Source organism: Amycolatopsis sp. N2S4-7, assembly GCF_058119595.1.
Genome location: NZ_CP172299.1, coordinates 2,087,071 through 2,106,115 on the forward strand (window position 1 = coordinate 2,087,071; position 19,045 = coordinate 2,106,115).

The window sequence follows — 19,045 nt, forward strand, 5'->3', positions numbered from 1 at the left end:
CACCGGCGGTGCTACCGGGGGATCAGCCAGTCCCGGCCGAGGTCCGCGATGTCCGAGCAGCCCATGAGTGCCAGGGTGCGGTCGATTTCCTCGCGCAGGATGCCGAGCACGTGCTCGACCCCGGACTGGCCGCCCACGGCCAGTCCGTACAGCGCCGGGCGGCCGATCAGGCAGGCGTCCGCGCCGAGGCACAGGGCCTTCACGACGTCGGTGCCCCGGCGGATCCCGCCGTCGAGGAGCACCGTGGCGCGCCTGCCCACCCGGTCGGCGATCGCGGGCAGCGCGTCCAGGGTGGCCGGGGCGCCGTCCAGCTGCCGGCCCCCGTGGTTGGACACGATGATCCCGTCGGCGCCGAGCGAAACCGCGCGTTCCGCGTCGTCGGCGTCCAGGATTCCCTTGACGTAGCAGGGCCCCGGCCACCGCGCGCGGACCCTGGCGAAGTCGTCCCAGGTGAGCTCGCAGGCCCGCGCCCGTTCCCGGCGCACCTTCGCCGCGAGCGCGTCGGCGGCCATCCCGTCCATCCCGACCAGGTTGCCGGGGTACACCCGTTGGTGACGCAGGACGCGGTACGCCCACCGGGGGTGCAGCGCGGCGTCCACCACGTGCCGGGGCGTGAGCACGGGCGGGATGCTCATGCCGTGCCGCCGTTCCGGTTCGCGGTTCCCGAACACCGGGGCGTCGACCGTGATCACGAGCGCCGCGCAGCCGGCTCGCCGGCCGCGGTCCAGCAGCCAGTCCACGAGCTCGCGGTCGCGCCACGGGTAGACCTGGAGCCAGTGCCCGGCGGGGCTCGCTTCGGTGACCTCTTCGATCGAATAGGACGCCGCCGTGCTCAGCACGATCCGGGTCCCCGCCGCGGCCGCACCGGCCGCGGTGGCCGGCTCGCCGCGCCCGTGCACCAGCCCGTTGACGCCGGTGGGCGAAACCAGCACGGGGATCGCCAGCTCGGTGTTCCCGAACCGGGCCGCCAGCTTCCGCTCGGCGGAACTGCGCAGCACCCGCTGACGCAGGGACCAGCGGGTGAACGCGGACCGGTTGGCCGCCACCGTGACGCCGTCGTCGGCGCCGTTCTCGACGAACGCCCACACCAGATCGGGCAGCACCCGCCGGGCAGCCGCCCGGTAACCGGCGATGCTGATCGGCCGCGTTCGCTTCGGCAGCGCGAACCTGATCGCCCCCACGGACACCCCCCGGAGAAGTCAGCGACTGGGCAGTTCGGTCAGATCGGGTGCCGGCCGCCGCGTCGGGACGACCGCGTTGAGCAGGAACAGTTCGCAGCCGGCGGCGACGGTGCTCAGCGCCGCGGCGGCCGCGCGGACGCCTTCGACCTCGTGCTGGTCGAACAGCAGGGCGAGGGTCGTCCCGCTGTGGGCGACCGAAACCCCGTAGCTGCCACAGGCTTCCGCCACCCTCCTGGCGACCTCGAAGTTCCGCTTGTACACCCGCCGCTGGTTGACCTCGGCGCTGATCAGCGCGGCCTGGCCGACCAGGGCGAGGTCACCGAGCCGGAAGCCCCGGTCCGCCAGGTCGAACGCCACGGCCAGCCGCTCGCTTTCGGCCTCGGTGAAGGGCAGCCGCCGCATGGTCACGGTGTCGACCGAGCCCCCCTCGTCGAGGACCAGGGCCGCCATCGGCGGCGGGTCGTCGTAGCGCAACAGCACCTCGCCGCGGATGAAGTCGAACAGGGTGGGGACCGGGTGGCACACCGCGTCGGACGGCTCCAGCTCGCAGCACAGCCGCATGATGTCGTCGTCGATGAGCGGGACGCCGAGCCACCGCGCCATCGCCCGGCACAGCGCCGTCAGGTCCGCCGAGCTGCTCGCGTGCCCGCGGCCCTCCGGGATCATCGAGCTGACCAGCACGTCCAGCCCGACGTCGGCGGAAGTGGCCCCGACGAGCCGGTCGAGCAGCAGATCGCACATCCGGCGGACCTTGACCTTCGAGCGGGGCCACACCCGGACGCCGGGCAGGTAGGAGCCGCGCACGACGACGTCGCTGTACCAGTCGACGGGGAAGGTCACCATCAGCTCGCGGCCGTCGACCGTGCCTTGGACGAGCTCGCCGCAGGTGCCGACCGCTCGTCCGCGTCCGCTCTCCACCGGGTGCATCGACCGTCCCGTTCCCGCCGGCCGCTTATCCGACCGGCAGACCGGAACGGGCGCGCAACCCTCGGCAGTGCGCGCGGAACCGGGCCGCGTAGCCGGCCAGGCTACCGTCGATCCGGCCGGGAACGTGCTGCCCGTCGGGGGCGACCGGAAGGCGCACCAGGTGCGGCCGGGTGAACTCGCCGGCGAGCAGCCCGGCCACCACCGGGCCGGCCCCGCCCGCCGCCGGTGCGGGCAGCACCACGTAGCCGAGCGACGCCGCCCACGACTCGATGTCCCCGACCGGCGGGGTGGGCTGGGCGCCGGTGGAGCTGTAGGCGCCGTCGTCCAGCACGAGGTGGATCAGCGGCAACGCGGCGAACTCGGCGGCCAGCAGCAGCGCGCCGGGATTCATCGCCAGGGCGCCGTCCCCGTCGACGACGATCACCGGCCGCGCCAGCCCGGCCGCGACGCCCGCGGCGACACAGCCGGCCAGGCCCATCGAGCCGACCATGTAGAAGTTCCCCGGCCGGTCCTGGACGTCGTTCGCGATGCGGCAGGCGTAGCCGGTGGTGAACACGATCGGCGTGTCCCCGGCCGCGCCGATGATCTCGGCGATGGCGGCCACCTTGGTCCGCGGCGGGTGCGGCGACGGCATGCGGATCGTCACGGGCGCCAGCCGAAGAGCCCGGGCGCGATGAGCAGGAACCGCGGTCCGGCCGCCTCGGCCGCGAGCCAGGCCGCGGTGTCCCCGGTCAGGTCGGCGCCCTCGGCGAGCGAACGGACGTCCGCGCGCAGCCCGGCCAGGATCGCCGGTGTGAGCGTGCCCATAGCGGTGTTCTCCTCCGTGTTGTCCGGGGCGATGCCCCGGACGCTGATGACCGTGACGACGTCGAGCCGGCAGGGCACGACCAGCGACGCGAAGGCGTTGACCGACTGGCCGAACCCGGAGTTCTGCATGAGGACCACCGGCTGCCGCCCGGCCAGCGCCGCGCCGGCCGCGACCCCGACCGCGGAGTCCTCCCGCGCGATGGTCCGCACCCCGCACGCGGCGTCGAGCTCGCGGTACAGCGGGGCGAGGACACCGCACGGGGTGCCCAGGAACGGCCCGGACCGGGCGGCCAGCAGCGTCCGCGCGAGCCGGCCGGCCACGTCCTGCGCCGGCCGGGCGACCGAGGTGCTCATCCGCCGTCCGCCCGGATGGCTCCGCCGATGAGCGCGCGCACGTCCTCCGGCGTGTCCACCTCGACCAGCCGGCTCCGGTCGATCTGGTCGAACTCGCCTTCGGAGTAGGCGCCCGAGCCGTGGACGACCACGTCGGCGCCCTCGGGGATCAGGTCCCGGTCGATCGCGGTGAGGCCGCCGACGGCGGACATCACCATGGCCCACTCGCGCAGCCACCGCGGGTCCTCCGGCAGCCGGTGGAAGTCCGCGCCGCGCAGCAGGTCCCGGACGAAGGCGTACCGGTTGAGGCACTCCGGCAGGGAAACCACGATCCCGTCGCCACCGCGGTCGGCCACCAGCCGCCGGACGGCGTCCGTCGTCGGCGGGTTGCGGGTGTAGAAGGTCCGCTCCAGCCGCTCGCCGGTCGAATAGCAGTACGCGGGCAACCGGGGGTCGGCGTCCGCCGGCCGGGTCAGCAGGCCGTCATCGCCGGCCTCGTAGAGCTCCCGGACCGCGGACGCGACATCGATGCCGGTGATGGCGCTGACCAGGTCCGGCGTCTCCAGGTGCTGGACCAGCAGGTAGCGCTGCGGCACGTCGAACCGGACGCCGTCCTCGGCCGCCATCTGCCGGCCCAGGTCGTGACCGAGGAAGCCGTAGGCGCTCGAGACGGCGTGGGTGTGCCACCGCTCGCCCGACGGCGGGAAGTACTCGTACTCGAACAGGGCCCGGATGAAGTCGGCCACCATGTAGTTCTTCGGGTTCAGCGTGTACCAGACCCGGAACCCGCGCAGGACGGAATCCTGCGCGGTCAGCGCGTCGACGGCGGCCGTGGTCATCTTCTTCACGTGTTCGCGCTCCGGCCCGGAATAGACGCCCATCGGGTTCGCCGCCCGCAGCGCCGGATCGGCGTCGAGGCCGGAGGCCCACAGCTTGGGCAGTGAACTGGCGGGCACCACGGTGACCACGCGCAGCCTGCTCGGGTCCGACAGGCCGACCTGGTAGGCGCGCAGCACCGCGTTGCGCAGCGCCACCGCCTTGTTGGCCGCCGACGGAGTCACCAGCAGCACCGGCTCGCCGGTCAGCTCCGTGTGCCGCACCGCGCGGGCCACGATCACCGACGAGCCGAACGTCTTGGTGGTCCGGGTACCCGGGTTCCCGGTCAGGTCGAGGAAGTGCAGGCGACGGCCCCGGTATTCACCCAGTTCGCCGGCCGCGATCCCGCTCACCGAAAAGAACTCGTCCAGTTCGGGGCCGAGTTCCGGAATCTGCCAGCTCGGTTCGAACCAGGAACCGGTACTGGCCCACGTGGTGTCGATGCGCTCACTGGCCACGAGCAGATGCTTGTAGTAGAAGCTGAGAGAGTTGGCAACTCGGTGCACCACTCCCATGGTTGACGTGGTTATCACGCACCTCCGGTGAACGAAAACGCATTTCGGGTGTTCGCGGCGCCGCCGCGGCCTATTCGGTGCGCTGCCAGTAGACGCCGTCGCGGTCGATCGTCACCAGTTCGTCGGTGATGCCGTACTTCGCGCGGTATTCGTCCACCGCGTCCTTGCACGGCGGGCACATCAGGTAGTCGTCCACGATGACGTAGCCACCGACGGACACCTTCGGGTAGAGGTTGGTCAGGGTGTCCCAAGTGGACTCGTACAGGTCCCCGTCCATCCGCAGGACGGCGAGCGCGTCGATCGGCGCGGCGGGCAGGGTGTCCCGGAACCAGCCGGGGAGGAACCGGACCTGCTCGTCGAGCAGGCCGTAGTTGGCGAAGTTGCGCCGGACCTCCTCTTCGGACACCGCGAGCACCGAATTCCGCCGGTGCAGCGCCATCTTCCGGTCGCCGGCGTGGCCGTTCTCCCCGACGTCGGGGATGCCCTGGAAGGAGTCGGCGACCCACACCGTCCGGTCGCGCACGCCGTGGGCGCGCAGGATCGCCCGCATGAAGATGCACGCTCCCCCGCGCCACACCCCGGTTTCCGCCAGGTCGCCGGGGACCCCGTTGCCGAGGACGTCCTCGACGCACTGCCGGATGTTTTCGAGGCGTTTGACACCGATCATCGTGTGCGCGTTCGCCGGCCAGTCGCGGCCCTCGTTGCGGACCTCCACCCGGAACGTCGCATCGCGGTGGGAAAAGTTTTCCCGGTGCGCGGGATCCTCGTACACGGTGCCGGTCAGCACCTTCACCATGAGGTCCAGATACAGCGAGGCGTCGGCGCTTTGCGCTGGTCCTTCGGAATTTTCTTGAGACAGTGTTCGTGCCACCTGAGCCACGGTAGATGCCGCTCCCATCCAGGTCTAGATTTCTCGGCGCGAAAGGTTTACGGAATCATTCGGCGGCGCGACGGGCGAAGCACTTGACCGTGGCCACGCCGTAGCCCCCGTCGTCCACCCAGATCCGCTGTTCGGACACCGGCGTCTCCTCGGCCGCCCGGGCCAGCGCCGCGCGGTACTCGTCGAGCCGGGGCGCGTGGTAGTGGGCCAGGGCCCAGACGCTCTGCATCTCCGCGTCCCACGGCCGCTCGTTCAGGAACCGGACCCACGTCTTGAACCCGGGTTCGTCGAAGTCGCTGAGGTGCAGGAAGGAGACGTTGAGGATCGCCCCGCCCGGCTTGACCAGGCGCAACATGGTGTCGAACGCCGCCGGGAGCCGGGTGAGGCGGTGGAACGCGTGCCGCGAGACCACCAGGTCGGCCTTCCCGAGCAGGTCCTCCATGCCGGCCACGGACTGCGCGTCCCCGTGCCGGAACTCCAGCGCCTTGCCCTGCTCGGCGGCGTACTCCCGGGCGATGCGGACCATGTCCTCCGAGAGGTCGACCCCGACCAGGTTCAGCTCGGGGTACCGGGAACTGAGGATGACCTCCAGCTCCCCCGAGCCGCAGCACAGGTCGACCACGGTCTGGCCGTCTTCGATGCCCGCACCGACCAGCAGGTCGACGAACTCGTTGTACCTTTCGAACGCGCGGGAGCCCATCCGGTGAAAAGCTTCGGCGTCGGCGCCCAGAATCGGTTCGATCTTCATTTCGATGCCCCTTTTCGGACAGATTTCGGCTGACTCTATTGGAATGCGGGCGCCTTCGTGAACACCTCGAACAGCACCTGGGCGAAGGCCTCCGAATCGGTCAGGAAGCCGGTGTGGTCGCCGGGGAATTCGACGAGCGCGGTGCCGAGCTGCTCGGAGAGCGCGACCGCGGTGCGGTGGAAGAGCGCCCCCTGGCCCTTGGCCCCGCCGGCGATGAAGATCCGGTCGGCGATGGTCCGCAACGCGGCGATGTCCGGCCGGTGGCGGGTGGTCGGGCGCAGCGTGAAGGTGAAGAGCCGGTCGAGGATGGTCCAGACGTCCCACGGCGCGGTGAACGAATTCGGCCCCGGCGGCTCCGGGGTCGGCCGGTGCAGGCGGATGTCGGCCAGGGCCAGGTACTTCTGCAACGCCGTGGGCCGGTCCTCGCGGTACAGGTCGCAGATCTCGTCGATGGCGGCGCGCAGCTCTTCGCGGTCGGGCAGCAGCTCGAGCAGCGGGGGTTCGTGGGCGACCAGGGCCCGCACCTGTTCGGGGTGCCGGGCGGCCAGCACGAGGGCGGTCACGCCGCCGCCGCTGCTGGCGAACAGGTACGCCGGCCCGGCGTCGAGCTCCGCGATGAGCCGGTGCACGTCGTCGGCCATCAGCTCGGGGTCCGCCTCCTGGTTCGGGTCGTCCGCGGGGCTGCTGTGGACCCCGCGGGGGTCGAAGGTCACCACCGTGAAGCGCTCGGCCAGCGGCCGCGAGATCGGCGCGAACCCCTTGCAGCCCATGGGCAGACCGACCACGACGAGCAGGGGGCCCGTGCCTCGGATCTCGTAGTGCAGGCGCGCGCCCGGCACCTTCAGGCTCCGCACCTCCAGTGCGTTGTTCGCCATGCTCGGTTTCCTCTCTGCTGTCGGGAACGTCCTGCCGCCGGGGGTTCACCGGGCCGGTGACAGCTCGCGGAGCATCTCCTCCGGCACCGTGACGTCGTCGAACCACCGTCCGCCGAAGGGGCGCGGGATCGGCAGGATCTGGTCGCTGGAATAGGCGAGGATCTTGCGGTTGTAGGCGCGCATTTCGTCCCGCAGGGCGGCAGGCAGCCTGCCGTCCAGGGTGAGCGCGTGATCCATCTCCGCGAGGAGCCGCTTGGTCTGGTCGATCGTCTTGAGCACCGCGTCGCAGAACACGCTCGACAGGACACCGTGCTCACCCTTGATGGTCACCAGCCGCTCGATCGCCTCGTAGGAGACGTCCTGGATGTCGCGCCGGCTCAGCCAGTCGGTTTCGTAGTTCAGCCGGCGGTACCACAGCGGTTCCACCATGGCCTGCCGGTGTTCCTCCAGGGTGCGGTGGTGGATCCGGTAGCCGTGCTTGCCGGGCTCCTCGAAGAAGCGGCAGCCGGGGTCCAGGAAGGGCACCATGGGACAGATGAGCGGCAGGACCGCCGACGACCCGCCGTACTTGCGGATCAGGCGTTCCGAGTACGCGACCGTGTCGCGCACGGACTGGGCGTCCTGGTACGGCATGCCGATGAAGAACCAGATCATCACGCCCTTGACCCCGGCGTCCAGCGCGCGGGGGATCCAGTCCTCCATCTCTTCCATCGTGTAGGTGCCGCGGCCGGCCGCCTTGCTGATCTTCGGGTCGTGCGACTCGGGCGAGAGCATGATGTACGAATCCGTGGCCTCGCCCATCTTCTTCAGCGTGTCGGCGGGCGTCAGGTTGAACTGCTCGAAGAAGACGCTCCGGTACCCGAGTTCGTGCACGGCGTCGAGGTACGCGTGCATCCTCGTCTTGCCTTCCGAATAGCACTGGAGGGCGTAGATGGAGGTGTGCTTGGCCGCCTCGCCCATCGTCTTGAGCTCCTCGAGGATGAGGTCGTTGTCCTTCTGCACCAGGGTCTTGTTCACCTCCATGATGTTGCGGTAGGCGAACTTGGAGCCGCCGCACCAGCCGCAGTCGTGGGCGCACCCGGTGTTCGGCAGCGTCATGATGAGCTTGCTGGACAGCGGGGTCACCGGCGTCGTCCGGTAGTACGACCAGTCGTTGCGGACGTTGTTGTAGCCGGTGGCGGGTTTGTGGCTGAACCCGGTGGTCTCGACCTCGTTGTGTCCTTTGTAGAGCAGGTTCGGGATCCCGCTGAAGTCCCGGTCGCCCTTGATCACCGTCTCGACCAGCTGCGTGACGGGCGCGAGCGTGTCGTAGCCCTGGACGACGACGTCCACCTGCGGGTACTGGATGAGCTCCTGGGCGAAGTAGGTCGCCGAGATGCCCCCGAAGACGATCAGCGCCTCCGGGTGGATCCGCTTCACCACCTTGGCCAGCTCGACCGCGCCGTTGCACTGGGTCATCCAGTGCAGGTCGAAGCCGAAGATCGGCGCCTCCAGCCGGGCGATCAGCCGCTCGACGTCGAGCTCCGGGTGCGTCAGCATCAGCGACGCGATGTTGACGATCCGGCAGTCGAAGTCGTGGTCGGCCAGCTGCTGCTTGATCGAGAACCAGCCGATGGGGAACATCTCGTAGACGGACGTGACGTTGACGCTGTCGCTGTCGCTCAGGTAGGCGAACAGGATGTCGTCACGCTCTCGGAAGTCGTACACGCTGGGCGCGTGCAGCAGGAACATGTCCGCGGTCAGGTTCACTTGGGCATCCAGTTCTCGTACACGGTCTCGGTCAGGCTGCGCACGGACTTGAACGTGGTGGCCGTGACGTCGCTCAGCGGCACGTTGACGCCGTACCGCTCCCCCAGGTGCGCGATCAGGAGGGCGGTGTTCAGCGAGTTGAGGATCCCGAGCTCGAGCAGCGGGGTGTCCACTTCGAGCTCACCCTCCGGATCCCCGGCCAGGAAGCTTTCGCGGACGAAGGTGAGCAGCTCGGCCGAAATGTCTTCTCGGGTCTGGGTCGTCATGTCTCACCCTCGGACTTTCTGTGCGGCTGGGCGTGGTGCCGGCAGCGCCGCGAGGTCGACCTTCCCCCGGTCGTTGAGCGGCAGCTGGTCGACGAAGCGGAGGTCACCGGGGATCATGTGGGGCGCGAGCCGGCCGGCCAGGTGCCGGCGCAGCGCGACGTTCCCGAAAGCGCTGCCCTCGCCCCGGACGATGAACGCGGCCAGACCCCGGTCCAGCCCCTCCCCCACGGCGACGACGGCGGCTTCGGCCACCCCCGGGTGGGAGTGCAGCGCCGCCAGCACGTCGCCGAGTTCGATCCGGTGTCCCCGGATCTTCACCATGTCGTCGCGGCGCCCGAGGTAGTCGAACGAGCCGTCGGGCCGGACCTTGACCCGGTCCCCGGTCGCGTACGGACCCTCCTGCGGCGGCCGTCCCCAGTACCCGGCGAAGACGGTCGGCCCGCTGACGACCAGCTCGCCTTCCTCACCGGGTCCGGCTTCCGCGCCGTCGGGACGGCGAGCCCAGGCCCGGTCGCCGCTGCACGGCCTGCCGATCGGGACCGGCAGTTCGCGCGCGAGGTCCGCGGGCCGGACCTCGTGGAAGGTGCACACGTTGGTCTCGGTGGGCCCGTACAGGTTGAGCAGCCGGGCGTCGCACCAGGACGCGAGCGTGCGCACGTAGCCGATCGGGAACGGCTCGCCGGCGAACAGCAGCGCCCGCAGCGATCCGGGTGCGGGCCGGTCGAGCAGGCCGCCGTCACGCAGCATGAGGATCAGCACGGAAGGCACGGAGTACCACACGCTGATCCGCTCGTGGTGCAGGAATTCGACCAGCCGTTCCGGGGCGTACGCGAACTCGGTCGGGATCGGGACCACGGCCGCGCCCACGGCGAAGGCGGCGTAGAGGTCGAGCACGGACAGGTCGAACGAAAACGCCGAATGGTTGGCGAAGCGGTCCCGCGGGCCGGGAGCGAGTTCCGCGACGGCCCAGTCGACGAAGGCCAGGGCGTTGCGGTGGCTGATACAGACGCCCTTCGGCGTCCCGGTCGACCCCGAGGTGTAGAGGATGTAGGCGAGGTCGTCCGGTTCCACGTTCGGGCTCACCGGTGTCCGCGGGACTGCGTCGGACGTCGGCGCGGCGTCCAGGTCGACACAGACGAGACGGTCGCGAAGCGGGCCGGGGATCCGCGCGGACAGGCCGCCCGGAGCGCACAAGGCGAGCGCCCCGGACTCGCGCGCGATCACGGCGAACCGTTCAGGTGGCGTGAGGGGGTCGACCGGGACGTAGATCGCGCCGAGGCGCAGGACGGCCTGCATGGCGGCGATCGCGTGGGCGGACTTCGGGGACCAGATCAGCACCCGGTCCCCCTTGCCGATGCCGCGCCCGGACAGCAGCCCGGCCAGGACGTCGGCGCGTTCGTCGAGCTCCCCGTAGGTCATCGCCCCGGTGGGGCCGGCCACCGCCGGCGCGTGGGGCGTGCGGGCCGCCGAGGCGGCCAGCAGGTCGTGGAGACCGCGCCGCTCACTCATGCTTCGGCTCCTGTGCGCAGTAGGAAACGTCGGTCACAATCCCAAGCTCCTCGCGACAACCTCGCGCTGGATTTCGGTCGTCCCCGAGAAGATGTTCAGCGGCAGGGCGTTCTGCAGCTGCTGGCCGATCCCGTCCTCGGCCAGGTACCCGCGCGCGCCGAACACCTGCACCGCGTCCAGCGCGTTGGCGACGGCGGCCTCGGCGACGGCCGTCTTGGCCAGCGCCGCCTCCTCCACGGCCGCTCGGCCTTGGTCGAGGAACCAGCACGCGCGGTAGAGAAGCAGGCGGCTGCTTTCCAGCCTCAGTTTCATGGTGGCGATCCGGTGGGAAACCGCCTGGAAGCTCCCGATGCTGCGGCCGAACTGCTTGCGGCTCCGGGCGTGGTCCACGCACCGGGCCAGCTGAACTTCCATGGCCCCGAGGTAGATCGCGGGCAGGCACGCGCGTTCCCAGGCCATGGAGCGCTGGAAGACGCCGCTCCCCTGGTTCTCGGAGCCGAGCAGGTAGCGGCCGGGCACCCGGCAGTCGCCGAACTCCACCTGCGCGGCGGCGCAGCCGGTCAACCCCAGCTTGGCCAGCGGGGCACCGATCCGCAGGCCGGGCAGGCTCCGGGGGACGGCGAACGCCGACAGCCCCAGGTAGCCCGCGCTCGGTGCGGTGGCCGCGTAGGTGATGAAGACGTCGGCCAGCGGGGCGTTGCTGACGAAGGACTTCTTCCCGTTCAGGACGTAGCCGTCCCCGTCGGCCGCGGCTGTCGTGGCGAGCCGGCTCAGGTCCGAGCCCGCGCCGTCCTCCGTCATCGCGTTCGCGGCGATCACGGTTCCCGAAGCCAGTCCGCGGAGCAGCTCGGCCCGCACGGGGTCGGCCGCGTGGTCGGTCAGGACGGTCCCGCAGGCCAGGAGGTGGGCGGCGATCCCGAACGCGAGACCGGTGTCCGCGCCGCCGGCGCAGAACGCTTCGAGGCACAGCGCCGTGTCCAGGGCACCGAGCCCGCCGCCGCCGTGTTCCGCGGGCAGGCAGAGGCCGGTCATGCCGAGTTCGGCCGCGGCCAGCCAGCTGTCCTTTCCCGCGACGCCGCCGGGTTCCACGGGCGGCAGCTTGCCGGCGCCCGTGCGGACGTCGTCGACCAGCTGGTGCTGGCGGGCAGTGAGGTCAAAGTCCATCGGGCCGGGCCTCCTGGTTCCGGAAGGCCGCGGTGTCGAGGATCCGGACGACGGCCGCCTTGTACGTCACGCCCGGCGAAGAACCGCACAGCAGCAGGTGGTCGCCGGGGCCGGCCTTGCCCGTCGTCACGAGGTGCTCCAGGGCGGCGAGGTGGTCGCCGGCCCCGAGGTGGCCGGTCGTCCGGCCGAACTCCCAGGTCGAGCGGTCCAGCGAGAACCCGAGGATCTTCAGGTAGGAGGCGGCCGCCTGGCGCGGCATGCTGTGGATCACGACGGTCTTGATGTCGCCGGCGGCCACCCCGGCCTCGTCGAGTGCCTGTCCCACGCACTCCACGTTGTGCTTCTGGTGGCCCAGCAGGCACTGCACCCAGTTGCCGTCCTCGGTCGCCTTCTGCTGGAACCGGGCGGCCCGGGCACCGTAGTCCAGGAAGGTGCCGGTGGTGGCGCCCGGCGGGAACAGCGGTTCGCCGGCCCGGTGGACCTCCTCCATCTCCGAGAAGGTCGTGGTGCACAAGGACAACAGCTCGGCGAATCCCGGGGAGGTGCTCAGCACGACCGCGCCTGCCCCGTCACCCAGGTAGGCCAGCCCCTCACCGGGGTTCCACCGGTCGATCAGCGGGGTGCCGAAGTTGTCGCTGGCGGTGATCAGCGCGCCCCGGACGTGCGGTGCGCACCGCAGATAGGGAACGGCCAGTTCCAGTGCGCTGAAGGTCCCGTTGCAGCCGTGCCGCAGTTCCACGGCGAGCAGGTCGTCGCCGAGCAAATTCCGCTGGAGGTAGTACTGCGGTCCCCATCCGTCGGGTCCCTGGTGCCACACCCCGGTGCAGAGCAGCAGGCCGATGTCGTCGGCGCTCAGCCCGCTGCTCTTGAGGGCTTGCTGGGCGGCGAGCAACGCGTTTTCGGCGGGAGAAACGTCACCGGCGACGGCGACGCCCGTGATACCCGAAGCCTCGGCGGCGTCCTTCGGAACGAGTCCCCGCCGCACGGCGGCGTCGACGCTTTCCGTTTCGGGCCGGACGGTTCCGATCCCGGCCAGGTACGTACCCGATGTCCGCATGCGCCGCGCCCTACGCCCCGGCGGCGGTCGCGCCGCCGGCGACGCGCCGCACCACGAGATCCGCCAGCGAACGCAACGAGATCGCTTCGCGGGGATTGGTGTCGGTGGTCCAGTCGACACCGAATTCCTTGCCGACCTTTTCGAGCAGCAGCGCGAGCGTGAGGGAATCCACCCCGAGGCTCACCAGCGGTGCGGTGGCCGAAATCGTCGCACCGGCCGGCCGCAGATCCCAGACTTCGTCCAGCAGCGTTTCCAGGCGGGTGAGGACGGGCTCGAACCCGGTGCGTCCAATGACCATCTCGCGTGCTTCCCCCATCGATTGCGGTGCCGCGGAAAACGCTCGCAAGAACTCGCGAGACGTCATTCGCGGCAGTTCCGGATCCTCGTCGAAGCATGACACAGGCGCCCTGACATGTGACCGCCGGAGAACGAACTTTTCAGGCGACGATCATTCCTTTTTTCTCGTACTCGAGAACCAGTTCCCGAGCCACCTCGGTGGGACTCGGCCGGCTCGCGTTCTCCTCGGCGAGCCCGCGGGAGATCGCGCGGTGCGGGCCGTCTCCGGTGATGAGCTCGCACGCCGCCTTGATCCGCGCCGGGTCGTCGGTGTCCTGCGGCAGGCTCGTGCCCGCCCCGACCGCGGTGAGCCGCTCCGCGTTGGTGAAGTGGTCGGCGAAGTGCGGGACGACCAGCTGCGGCACGCCGAAGGCCGCCGCCGCCATGGTGCTCCCGGAACCACCGTGGTGCACGATCGCGGAGCAGGTCGGCAGCAGGGAGGACAGCGGGATCCGCGCGGCACGCACGCCGTCGGGCAGGTGACCCAGCAGCGGCCGGTGGCTCTCCTCGATCGCGATGACCACCTCCTGGCCCAGCGCCAGCAGTTCGTCCAGCAGCAGCCGCCACAGCGGGGCGACGCGCGGGTCCCGCCGGGGCAGGGACGTGCCCAGGGTCAGGCAGACCCGCGGCCGGGCGGGCGGCCCGGCCAGCAGCCAGTCGGGGACGCCGGCCGGGCCGTTGTAGGGCACGTACCGCATGGGCGTGGCCGCCACCGCGTCCGGCGGCTGCAGGCTGCCGGGGCACACGTCGATCGTCCCGGCCGGTTCCGCCAGCGGGGGCAGCCCGAGCACGGCCAGCCCGGTGTCCAGGGTGGCCACCGCGGCGCTCAGCAGCCGCTCCGGCGGGAGCAGGCCGTAGGCGTGCCGCAGCCAGGGCACGCCGGCGATCGTCGCCGCCGCCGGCCCGGCCAGCTCCATGGGTTCGGCGATCACCAGGTCCGGCTGCCACACCTCGAGGAGGGCACGGGTGGCGGGCAGCGCCCGCAGGCCGCTCTCGGCGCACCGGCGGCCGGTCCGCTCCGCCGGGCTCAGCGGAGGTCCGCTCCACTCCGCCGGGGCGACCGGCCGGGCGGCCGGGCCAGCCGGGCCGGGCGAGCCAGTCGGGCCAGCCGAGCCAGCCGCGCCGGTCGCGCCGGTGGGGCCTGCCGAGCCGGTCAGGCCGGTCCGGCCAGCCGCGCCAGCCGCGCCAGCCGGGCCGGCCGGGCCGGTCGGGCCGGTCGGGCCGGTCGGGCCACCCGGGCCGGTCGGCCCAGCCGCGCCACCCGGGCCGGTCGACCGGAACAGCGCGACCGGGTCGACCGGGTCCAGCGCGGCCGCGGCGGGCAGCCCGGTTCCGGTCACCACCGGGAGGAACTCCCGGTCGGTGGCGACCAGCACCGTGTGCCCGGCCGCCTGCAACGCCCAGGCGAGCGGCACCATGGGGAACAGGTGGCCGCTCCCGGGCAGGCTCGTGAACAGCACTCTCATCGGCCGGCCCCCTTCACTTGTCCACCAGCACGTCCGGGCTCTCCCCGCGGGCCTCGGCGCTGACCTCGCGGATCCGCAGCCGGTCGACCTTCCCGGTGTTGTTGATCGGGAACTGCCGCCAGCGCACGAACCGGCTCGGCGCGTGCGTCGGGGTCATGGCCCGCGCGACGTGGTCGCGCAGGGCGGCGAAATCCGGGGCGCCGTCGGCGCCGAGCACGACGGCGGCGTGCAGTTCCTCGATCAGGTCCGGCCGGCGGTGGCCGTACACGCACGCGTCCACCACGCCGGGGAACCCGACGAGCACCTTCTCCACCTCGGTCGGGCTGACGCGGGTGTCCTGCACCTTGACCATCTCGTGCATCCGGCCGAAGAGCCGCACGTACCCGTTTTCGTCGACGGAGCCGATGTCGCCGGTGTGCACCCAGCCGTCCTCGACCACCCGCGCGGTGCCCTCGGGATCGGCGACGTAGCCGGCCATGGTGTTCGGGCTGTGCACCATCACCTCGCCGGCCTGGCCGGGCGGCAGGTCCCGGCCGGTTTCCGGGTCGCGGATGGCGATGGTCACCCCGGGCACCGGCCGGCCGACGGTGGCCAGCAGTTCGGGGTGGTCGTGGTCGTCCTGGAGGAGCATGGCGATCCGGCCGGTCTCGGTGGAGCCGTAGGACTGGGTCAGCACCCCGGGGAACACCTCGATCGCCTCCTTCAGGCGTTCCGGCGACGCGGGACAGCCGACGTACACCAGGTGCCGCAACGAGGACACGTCCGCGGTGCGCACCTCGGGGTGGTTCAGGAGCGCGTAGAGCTGCGGCACGCCCATGAACGTGTCGGTGATCCGGTGCGTCGCGACGTCCCGGAGGACGTCGCCGGGATCGAACCTCTCCCTCAGCAGCACACTGCCGCCGGCGGCCAGCGCGATGTCGACGACCATGCCGACCGTGTGGCTCACCGCGGTCATGGCCAGGTAGGTCGGCGGGGGCTGCTCGGCCAGGCCGAGCACCGCCCGGTTCCACGACCGGAACAGCTTGCACACGCCCTTGGGCTGACCGGTGGTGCCGCTGGTGTAGAGCACCATGGCCAGCTCCGGGTGCTGGGGCGCGAACTCCTCCGGCACGTCCTCGACCGGCCGGCCGTCGGCGGTCACCGCGCCGGACGCCGGATGGCCGAGGCCGCACAGCACCAGCTTGTCCGGGGCCAGGTCGTGGATGGTCCCGGCGAGCTCGGCGTTGCGCTCGTCGAACACCAGCACCGACGCGCCCGCTTCCCGCAGCATCCGGAGCCGGGTGGTCACCGGGAGGTCGTGCGTCGTGGTGCCGTGGTTGGCGCCGGTGATGTACACGACCGAGGCGCCCAGCAGGTGGGCGGCGTAGCGGACGATGAGCATCCACGGGCTGTTCACCTGGGTCAGGATGGCCACCGCGTCGTCGCGGGCCACATCCGCTTCGCGCAGCGCCGCCGCGACCCGCCGCACCGAGCGGTGCAGTTCGGCGCCGGTGAGCACGGTGTCCCGCCACCGGACGACCGGTCGCGCGCCGTCCCGGGCCGCCTCGCCGAGGATGCGGGCGACGTAGTGCTCCGATCCGTGGTCCATGTTCGCCACCAGTGACTACCTTTCGTGGAGTAGAGGCACTCCCGCGGGGGGAGCGGCGACGTAGATCTCCTGCCCGGTGAGCCCGCCGGCCTGGTCGTCGACCAGGAACTCCGTCACGTGCGCGACGCCGTCCGCGTAGGAGCCCGCGCTGTCGCCGACCGCCGGCCGGTGCGCCGGGACCCGGCTGTCGGGCGCGCAGCCGGCCGGGGCGACGAGGTTCACCGTGATCCCGGACCTCGCCAGTTCCAGCGCCGCGGACCGGGTGAACCCGATCAACCCGGCCAGCACGGGTTGCGCGGTGCGCCAGGCGGTTTCGCCGGCGTCGGCCGGCTCGGTGACGACGATGATCCGCCCCCACCGGTGGCGCAGGAGCTGGCCGGCCCCGGCCTGGCAGCAGGCGAACGCGGGGCGCAGTGCCCGGCGGACCGCGGCGTAGCGCTGTTCGTCCGCGGAGCCGTCCTCGGGCAGGCCGTCCGGCACCGGCCCCAGCCCGACGCAGGTGACCAGCACGGCCGGGCTGCTCAGCGCGGTCCGCACCCGGCCGAACGCGGCGGCGACCGACCGGGTGTCGGTCAGCTCGGCCTCGACCGTGACGCACCGCCTGCCGGACTCCTCGATCCGCCTGACCGTCTTGTCGGCCGCCGTGAATTCGGTGTCCAGCAACGCGATGTCGTAGCCCGCCGCGGCCAGTCCGCGCGCGACCGCGAGCCCGGTGTGCTCGCTGCCGCCGGCCACGACCGCGACCCCGGTCATCGACGGCCCCCTTCGAGGTGGATGGTTTCCCCGGTGAGGTAGGCCGAGTCCGGCCGGGCGACGAAGGCCACCGCGGCGGCGATCTCCCCGGGCGTCCCGATCCGGCCCACGGCCGCGGATTCCGCCGCCGCCCGCAGGACCGTGTCCCCGTCCGCGCCGAGCCGTTCGGTCAGCTCGGCCACCATCGGCGTGGCCACGAAGCCCGGCGCGATCGCGTTGACCGTCACGCCGTGCGGCCCCAGTTCGGCCGCGAGCGTGCGGGTGAACCCGGCGATCGCGCCCTTCGCGGCCGCGTAGTTGGTCTGACCGGCGTTGCCGCGCGCGGCCACGGACCCGAAGTTGACGATCCGGCCGCGGCCCCGCCGGCGCATGTGCCGGCCGACCGCGAACGAACACCGCATGGTGCCGCCGAGGTTGACGTCCAGGACCGTGTCCCACTCCTGCTCGCTCATGGTGAGCAGGAGCCGGTCCTGGTTGACCCCCGCGCAGTTCACCAGCACGTCGACGTGACCGAACTCCTCGACGGCGGAGGCGACCATGGCCGTCACCGCGTCGGCCACGGCGACGTCACAGCCGTACCCGCCGGCCCGTCCGCCTGCCGCGCGGATGGCCGCGACCGTGGCCCGGGTGTCCGGCTCGGCGCGGTCCACGACGATCACCGCCATGCCCTCCGCGGCGAGGCGCTCGGCCGTGGCCGCGCCGATGCCGCGGCCGGCGCCGGTGACCATGGCGACCGGCGGGTCGGCGGGCTTGTGGGCAGTGCTCGTCATGGGCGCGTCCCCCTGGCCTTCAGGCCTTGATCCGGATCGGCAGGGAGCTCATCCCGTGCAGGATGCTGGAGTAGATCCACCGCTCTTCGCCGATCTGTTCCAGGTCGCCCACCAGCCGGCGCAGCCCGTCGAGCACCGCGTAGACCTCCATCCGGCCGAGGTAGTGGCCGAGGCAGTAGTGCGAGCCGTAGGCGAAGGTGAAGTGCTTGTTCGGCGTGCGGCCGAGCGTGAACTCGTCCGGCGCGTCGAAGACGGTTTCGTCCCGGTTCGCCGAGGAGATCCACACGCTGACGACGTCGCCGGCCTTGATCTGCTCGCCGTTGACCACGACGTCCCCGGTCGCCAGCCGGCCGCCGTGCAGCGACGGCACGGTCCAGCGCAGGGCCTCCTCGGTCGCCGTCTTCAGGTCGACGTCGCCGTCCTTCAACGCGCGCCATTGGTCAGGGTTCTCGATCAACGCGAGGATCGTGCCGGTGATGGCGTGCCTGCCGGTCTCGTCGCCGCCGATCATCAGCCCGTAGCAGTTGGCGATCTGCTCGGCCGCGTTGAGCGGATCGCCGTCGATCCGGCAGTTCGCGAGCAGGCTGACCATGTCGTCCCGCTCACCGCCACGGCGTTGTTTGAGCAACTTGCTGAAGTACAACAGGATTTCGTTCTTGGCGACCCAGCTCTCCTCGGGAGGCTCGTCCGCGTAGTCCGTGCTCCACGCGTGCGAAGTCAGGCCGAGCAGGTACTTCCGGTCGGCGTGGGGAATCTCCAGCAGGTCGCAGATGGCGCCCAGCGGCACGTTCGCCGAGATGTCCTCCGCGGCGTCGCATTCGCCCCGGTCCAGCGCCGCCAGCAGCAGCCCGTCGACCGTTTCCCGCAGGGAATGGGCGATCAGGTCGAGCATCCGCGGCGAGAAACCCTTGGACAGCACGGTGCGCACCTGGTGGTGGCGCACGCCGTCGGTGACCGCGAGCATGGCGCCCGACGCCGAGTCACCGCCGGTCAGCAAGGTGGCCAGCGCGTTGCCGTTCTCGGTGGTGAAGTGCGCCTTGTCCTTGTACACGTCGTTCACGTCGGCGTACCGGCTGATCACCCAGAAGCCGGGCTGCTCGCCGCGCGGCTCCTGCCAGTACACCGGCTGGTGGGTCCGCAGGTGGCGGAAGACCTCACCGAGCTCGTACTCCGCGTGCAGGATGGGCGAGGCCAGGTCGATCTGCTCGAGTTCGGTGGGGGACACCGTGGGACGGGTGGTCATCT

The 19,045-nt window shown here is 71.5% G+C and carries 19 protein-coding genes; all 19 read right to left on the reverse strand.

Annotated elements, in window-relative coordinates:
• Nucleotides 1-11: 11 nt before the first annotated feature.
• A complete protein-coding gene (locus ACH54P_RS09650; protein WP_489912003.1) occupies nt 12-1,181 on the reverse strand; it encodes an alpha-hydroxy acid oxidase in 1,170 nt (389 codons plus the stop codon).
• 18 nt (nt 1,182-1,199) lie between these two features.
• Nucleotides 1,200-2,108, reverse strand: coding sequence for a GHMP family kinase ATP-binding protein (locus ACH54P_RS09655; protein ID WP_489912004.1), 909 nt, complete (start codon nt 2,106-2,108; stop codon nt 1,200-1,202).
• Nucleotides 2,109-2,133: 25 nt separating this feature from the next.
• A complete protein-coding gene (locus tag ACH54P_RS09660) occupies nt 2,134-2,754 on the reverse strand; it encodes a thiamine pyrophosphate-dependent enzyme (RefSeq protein WP_489912005.1) in 621 nt (206 codons plus the stop codon).
• Nucleotides 2,751-3,269: a hypothetical protein gene (locus tag ACH54P_RS09665; protein WP_489912006.1), complete on the reverse strand. Its 519-nt coding sequence runs from the start codon at nt 3,267-3,269 to the stop codon at nt 2,751-2,753. Before ACH54P_RS09665 ends, ACH54P_RS09660 begins: the two co-directional genes overlap by 4 nt.
• A complete protein-coding gene (locus ACH54P_RS09670) occupies nt 3,266-4,639 on the reverse strand; it encodes a DUF6002 family protein (protein ID WP_489912007.1) in 1,374 nt (457 codons plus the stop codon). Before ACH54P_RS09670 ends, ACH54P_RS09665 begins: the two co-directional genes overlap by 4 nt.
• Nucleotides 4,640-4,709: 70 nt before the next feature.
• A complete protein-coding gene (locus tag ACH54P_RS09675; RefSeq protein ID WP_489912008.1) occupies nt 4,710-5,537 on the reverse strand; it encodes a TylF/MycF family methyltransferase in 828 nt (275 codons plus the stop codon).
• Between the two features lie 37 nt (nt 5,538-5,574).
• Nucleotides 5,575-6,267 carry a class I SAM-dependent methyltransferase gene (locus ACH54P_RS09680; protein ID WP_489912009.1) on the reverse strand — a complete coding sequence of 231 codons (693 nt, stop codon included), beginning with the start codon at nt 6,265-6,267 and terminating at the stop codon, nt 5,575-5,577.
• Nucleotides 6,268-6,302: 35 nt separating this feature from the next.
• Entirely contained in the window at nt 6,303-7,142 is an 840-nt protein-coding gene (locus ACH54P_RS09685) for an alpha/beta fold hydrolase (RefSeq protein ID WP_489912010.1), read from the reverse strand.
• A 45-nt stretch (nt 7,143-7,187) separates the two neighbouring features.
• Complete coding sequence (locus ACH54P_RS09690; RefSeq protein ID WP_489912011.1) at nt 7,188-8,891, reverse strand: cobalamin-dependent protein; 1,704 nt, start codon at nt 8,889-8,891, stop codon at nt 7,188-7,190.
• Complete coding sequence (locus ACH54P_RS09695; RefSeq protein WP_489912012.1) at nt 8,888-9,157, reverse strand: acyl carrier protein; 270 nt, start codon at nt 9,155-9,157, stop codon at nt 8,888-8,890. The genes ACH54P_RS09690 and ACH54P_RS09695 overlap by 4 nt, the downstream gene beginning before the upstream one ends.
• Nucleotides 9,158-9,160: 3 nt before the next feature.
• On the reverse strand, nt 9,161-10,666 hold the full coding sequence (locus ACH54P_RS09700; RefSeq protein ID WP_489912013.1) for an amino acid adenylation domain-containing protein: 1,506 nt from the start codon (nt 10,664-10,666) through the stop codon (nt 9,161-9,163).
• A 33-nt stretch (nt 10,667-10,699) separates the two neighbouring features.
• Entirely contained in the window at nt 10,700-11,830 is a 1,131-nt protein-coding gene (locus ACH54P_RS09705) for an acyl-CoA dehydrogenase family protein (RefSeq protein WP_489912014.1), read from the reverse strand.
• A complete protein-coding gene (locus tag ACH54P_RS09710; protein WP_489912015.1) occupies nt 11,820-12,887 on the reverse strand; it encodes a ketoacyl-ACP synthase III family protein in 1,068 nt (355 codons plus the stop codon). The genes ACH54P_RS09705 and ACH54P_RS09710 overlap by 11 nt, the downstream gene beginning before the upstream one ends.
• 10 nt (nt 12,888-12,897) lie before the next feature.
• Nucleotides 12,898-13,251 (reverse strand): acyl carrier protein, encoded by a 354-nt coding sequence (locus ACH54P_RS09715; RefSeq protein ID WP_489912016.1) that lies wholly within the window; start codon nt 13,249-13,251, stop codon nt 12,898-12,900.
• Between the two features lie 73 nt (nt 13,252-13,324).
• Nucleotides 13,325-14,689 (reverse strand): nucleotide disphospho-sugar-binding domain-containing protein, encoded by a 1,365-nt coding sequence (locus ACH54P_RS09720; protein ID WP_489912017.1) that lies wholly within the window; start codon nt 14,687-14,689, stop codon nt 13,325-13,327.
• Nucleotides 14,690-14,702: 13 nt separating this feature from the next.
• Nucleotides 14,703-16,277, reverse strand: coding sequence for a class I adenylate-forming enzyme family protein (locus tag ACH54P_RS09725; RefSeq protein ID WP_489912018.1), 1,575 nt, complete (start codon nt 16,275-16,277; stop codon nt 14,703-14,705).
• 15 nt (nt 16,278-16,292) lie between these two features.
• Nucleotides 16,293-17,030 carry an SDR family NAD(P)-dependent oxidoreductase gene (locus ACH54P_RS09730; RefSeq protein WP_489912019.1) on the reverse strand — a complete coding sequence of 246 codons (738 nt, stop codon included), beginning with the start codon at nt 17,028-17,030 and terminating at the stop codon, nt 16,293-16,295.
• Nucleotides 17,027-17,800, reverse strand: a complete 774-nt coding sequence (gene fabG, locus ACH54P_RS09735) for a 3-oxoacyl-ACP reductase FabG (protein ID WP_489912020.1) — start codon at nt 17,798-17,800, stop codon at nt 17,027-17,029. The genes ACH54P_RS09730 and fabG overlap by 4 nt, the downstream gene beginning before the upstream one ends.
• Nucleotides 17,801-17,819: 19 nt before the next feature.
• Nucleotides 17,820-19,043 carry a cytochrome P450 gene (locus ACH54P_RS09740; protein WP_489912021.1) on the reverse strand — a complete coding sequence of 408 codons (1,224 nt, stop codon included), beginning with the start codon at nt 19,041-19,043 and terminating at the stop codon, nt 17,820-17,822.
• Nucleotides 19,044-19,045 lie beyond the last annotated feature (2 nt).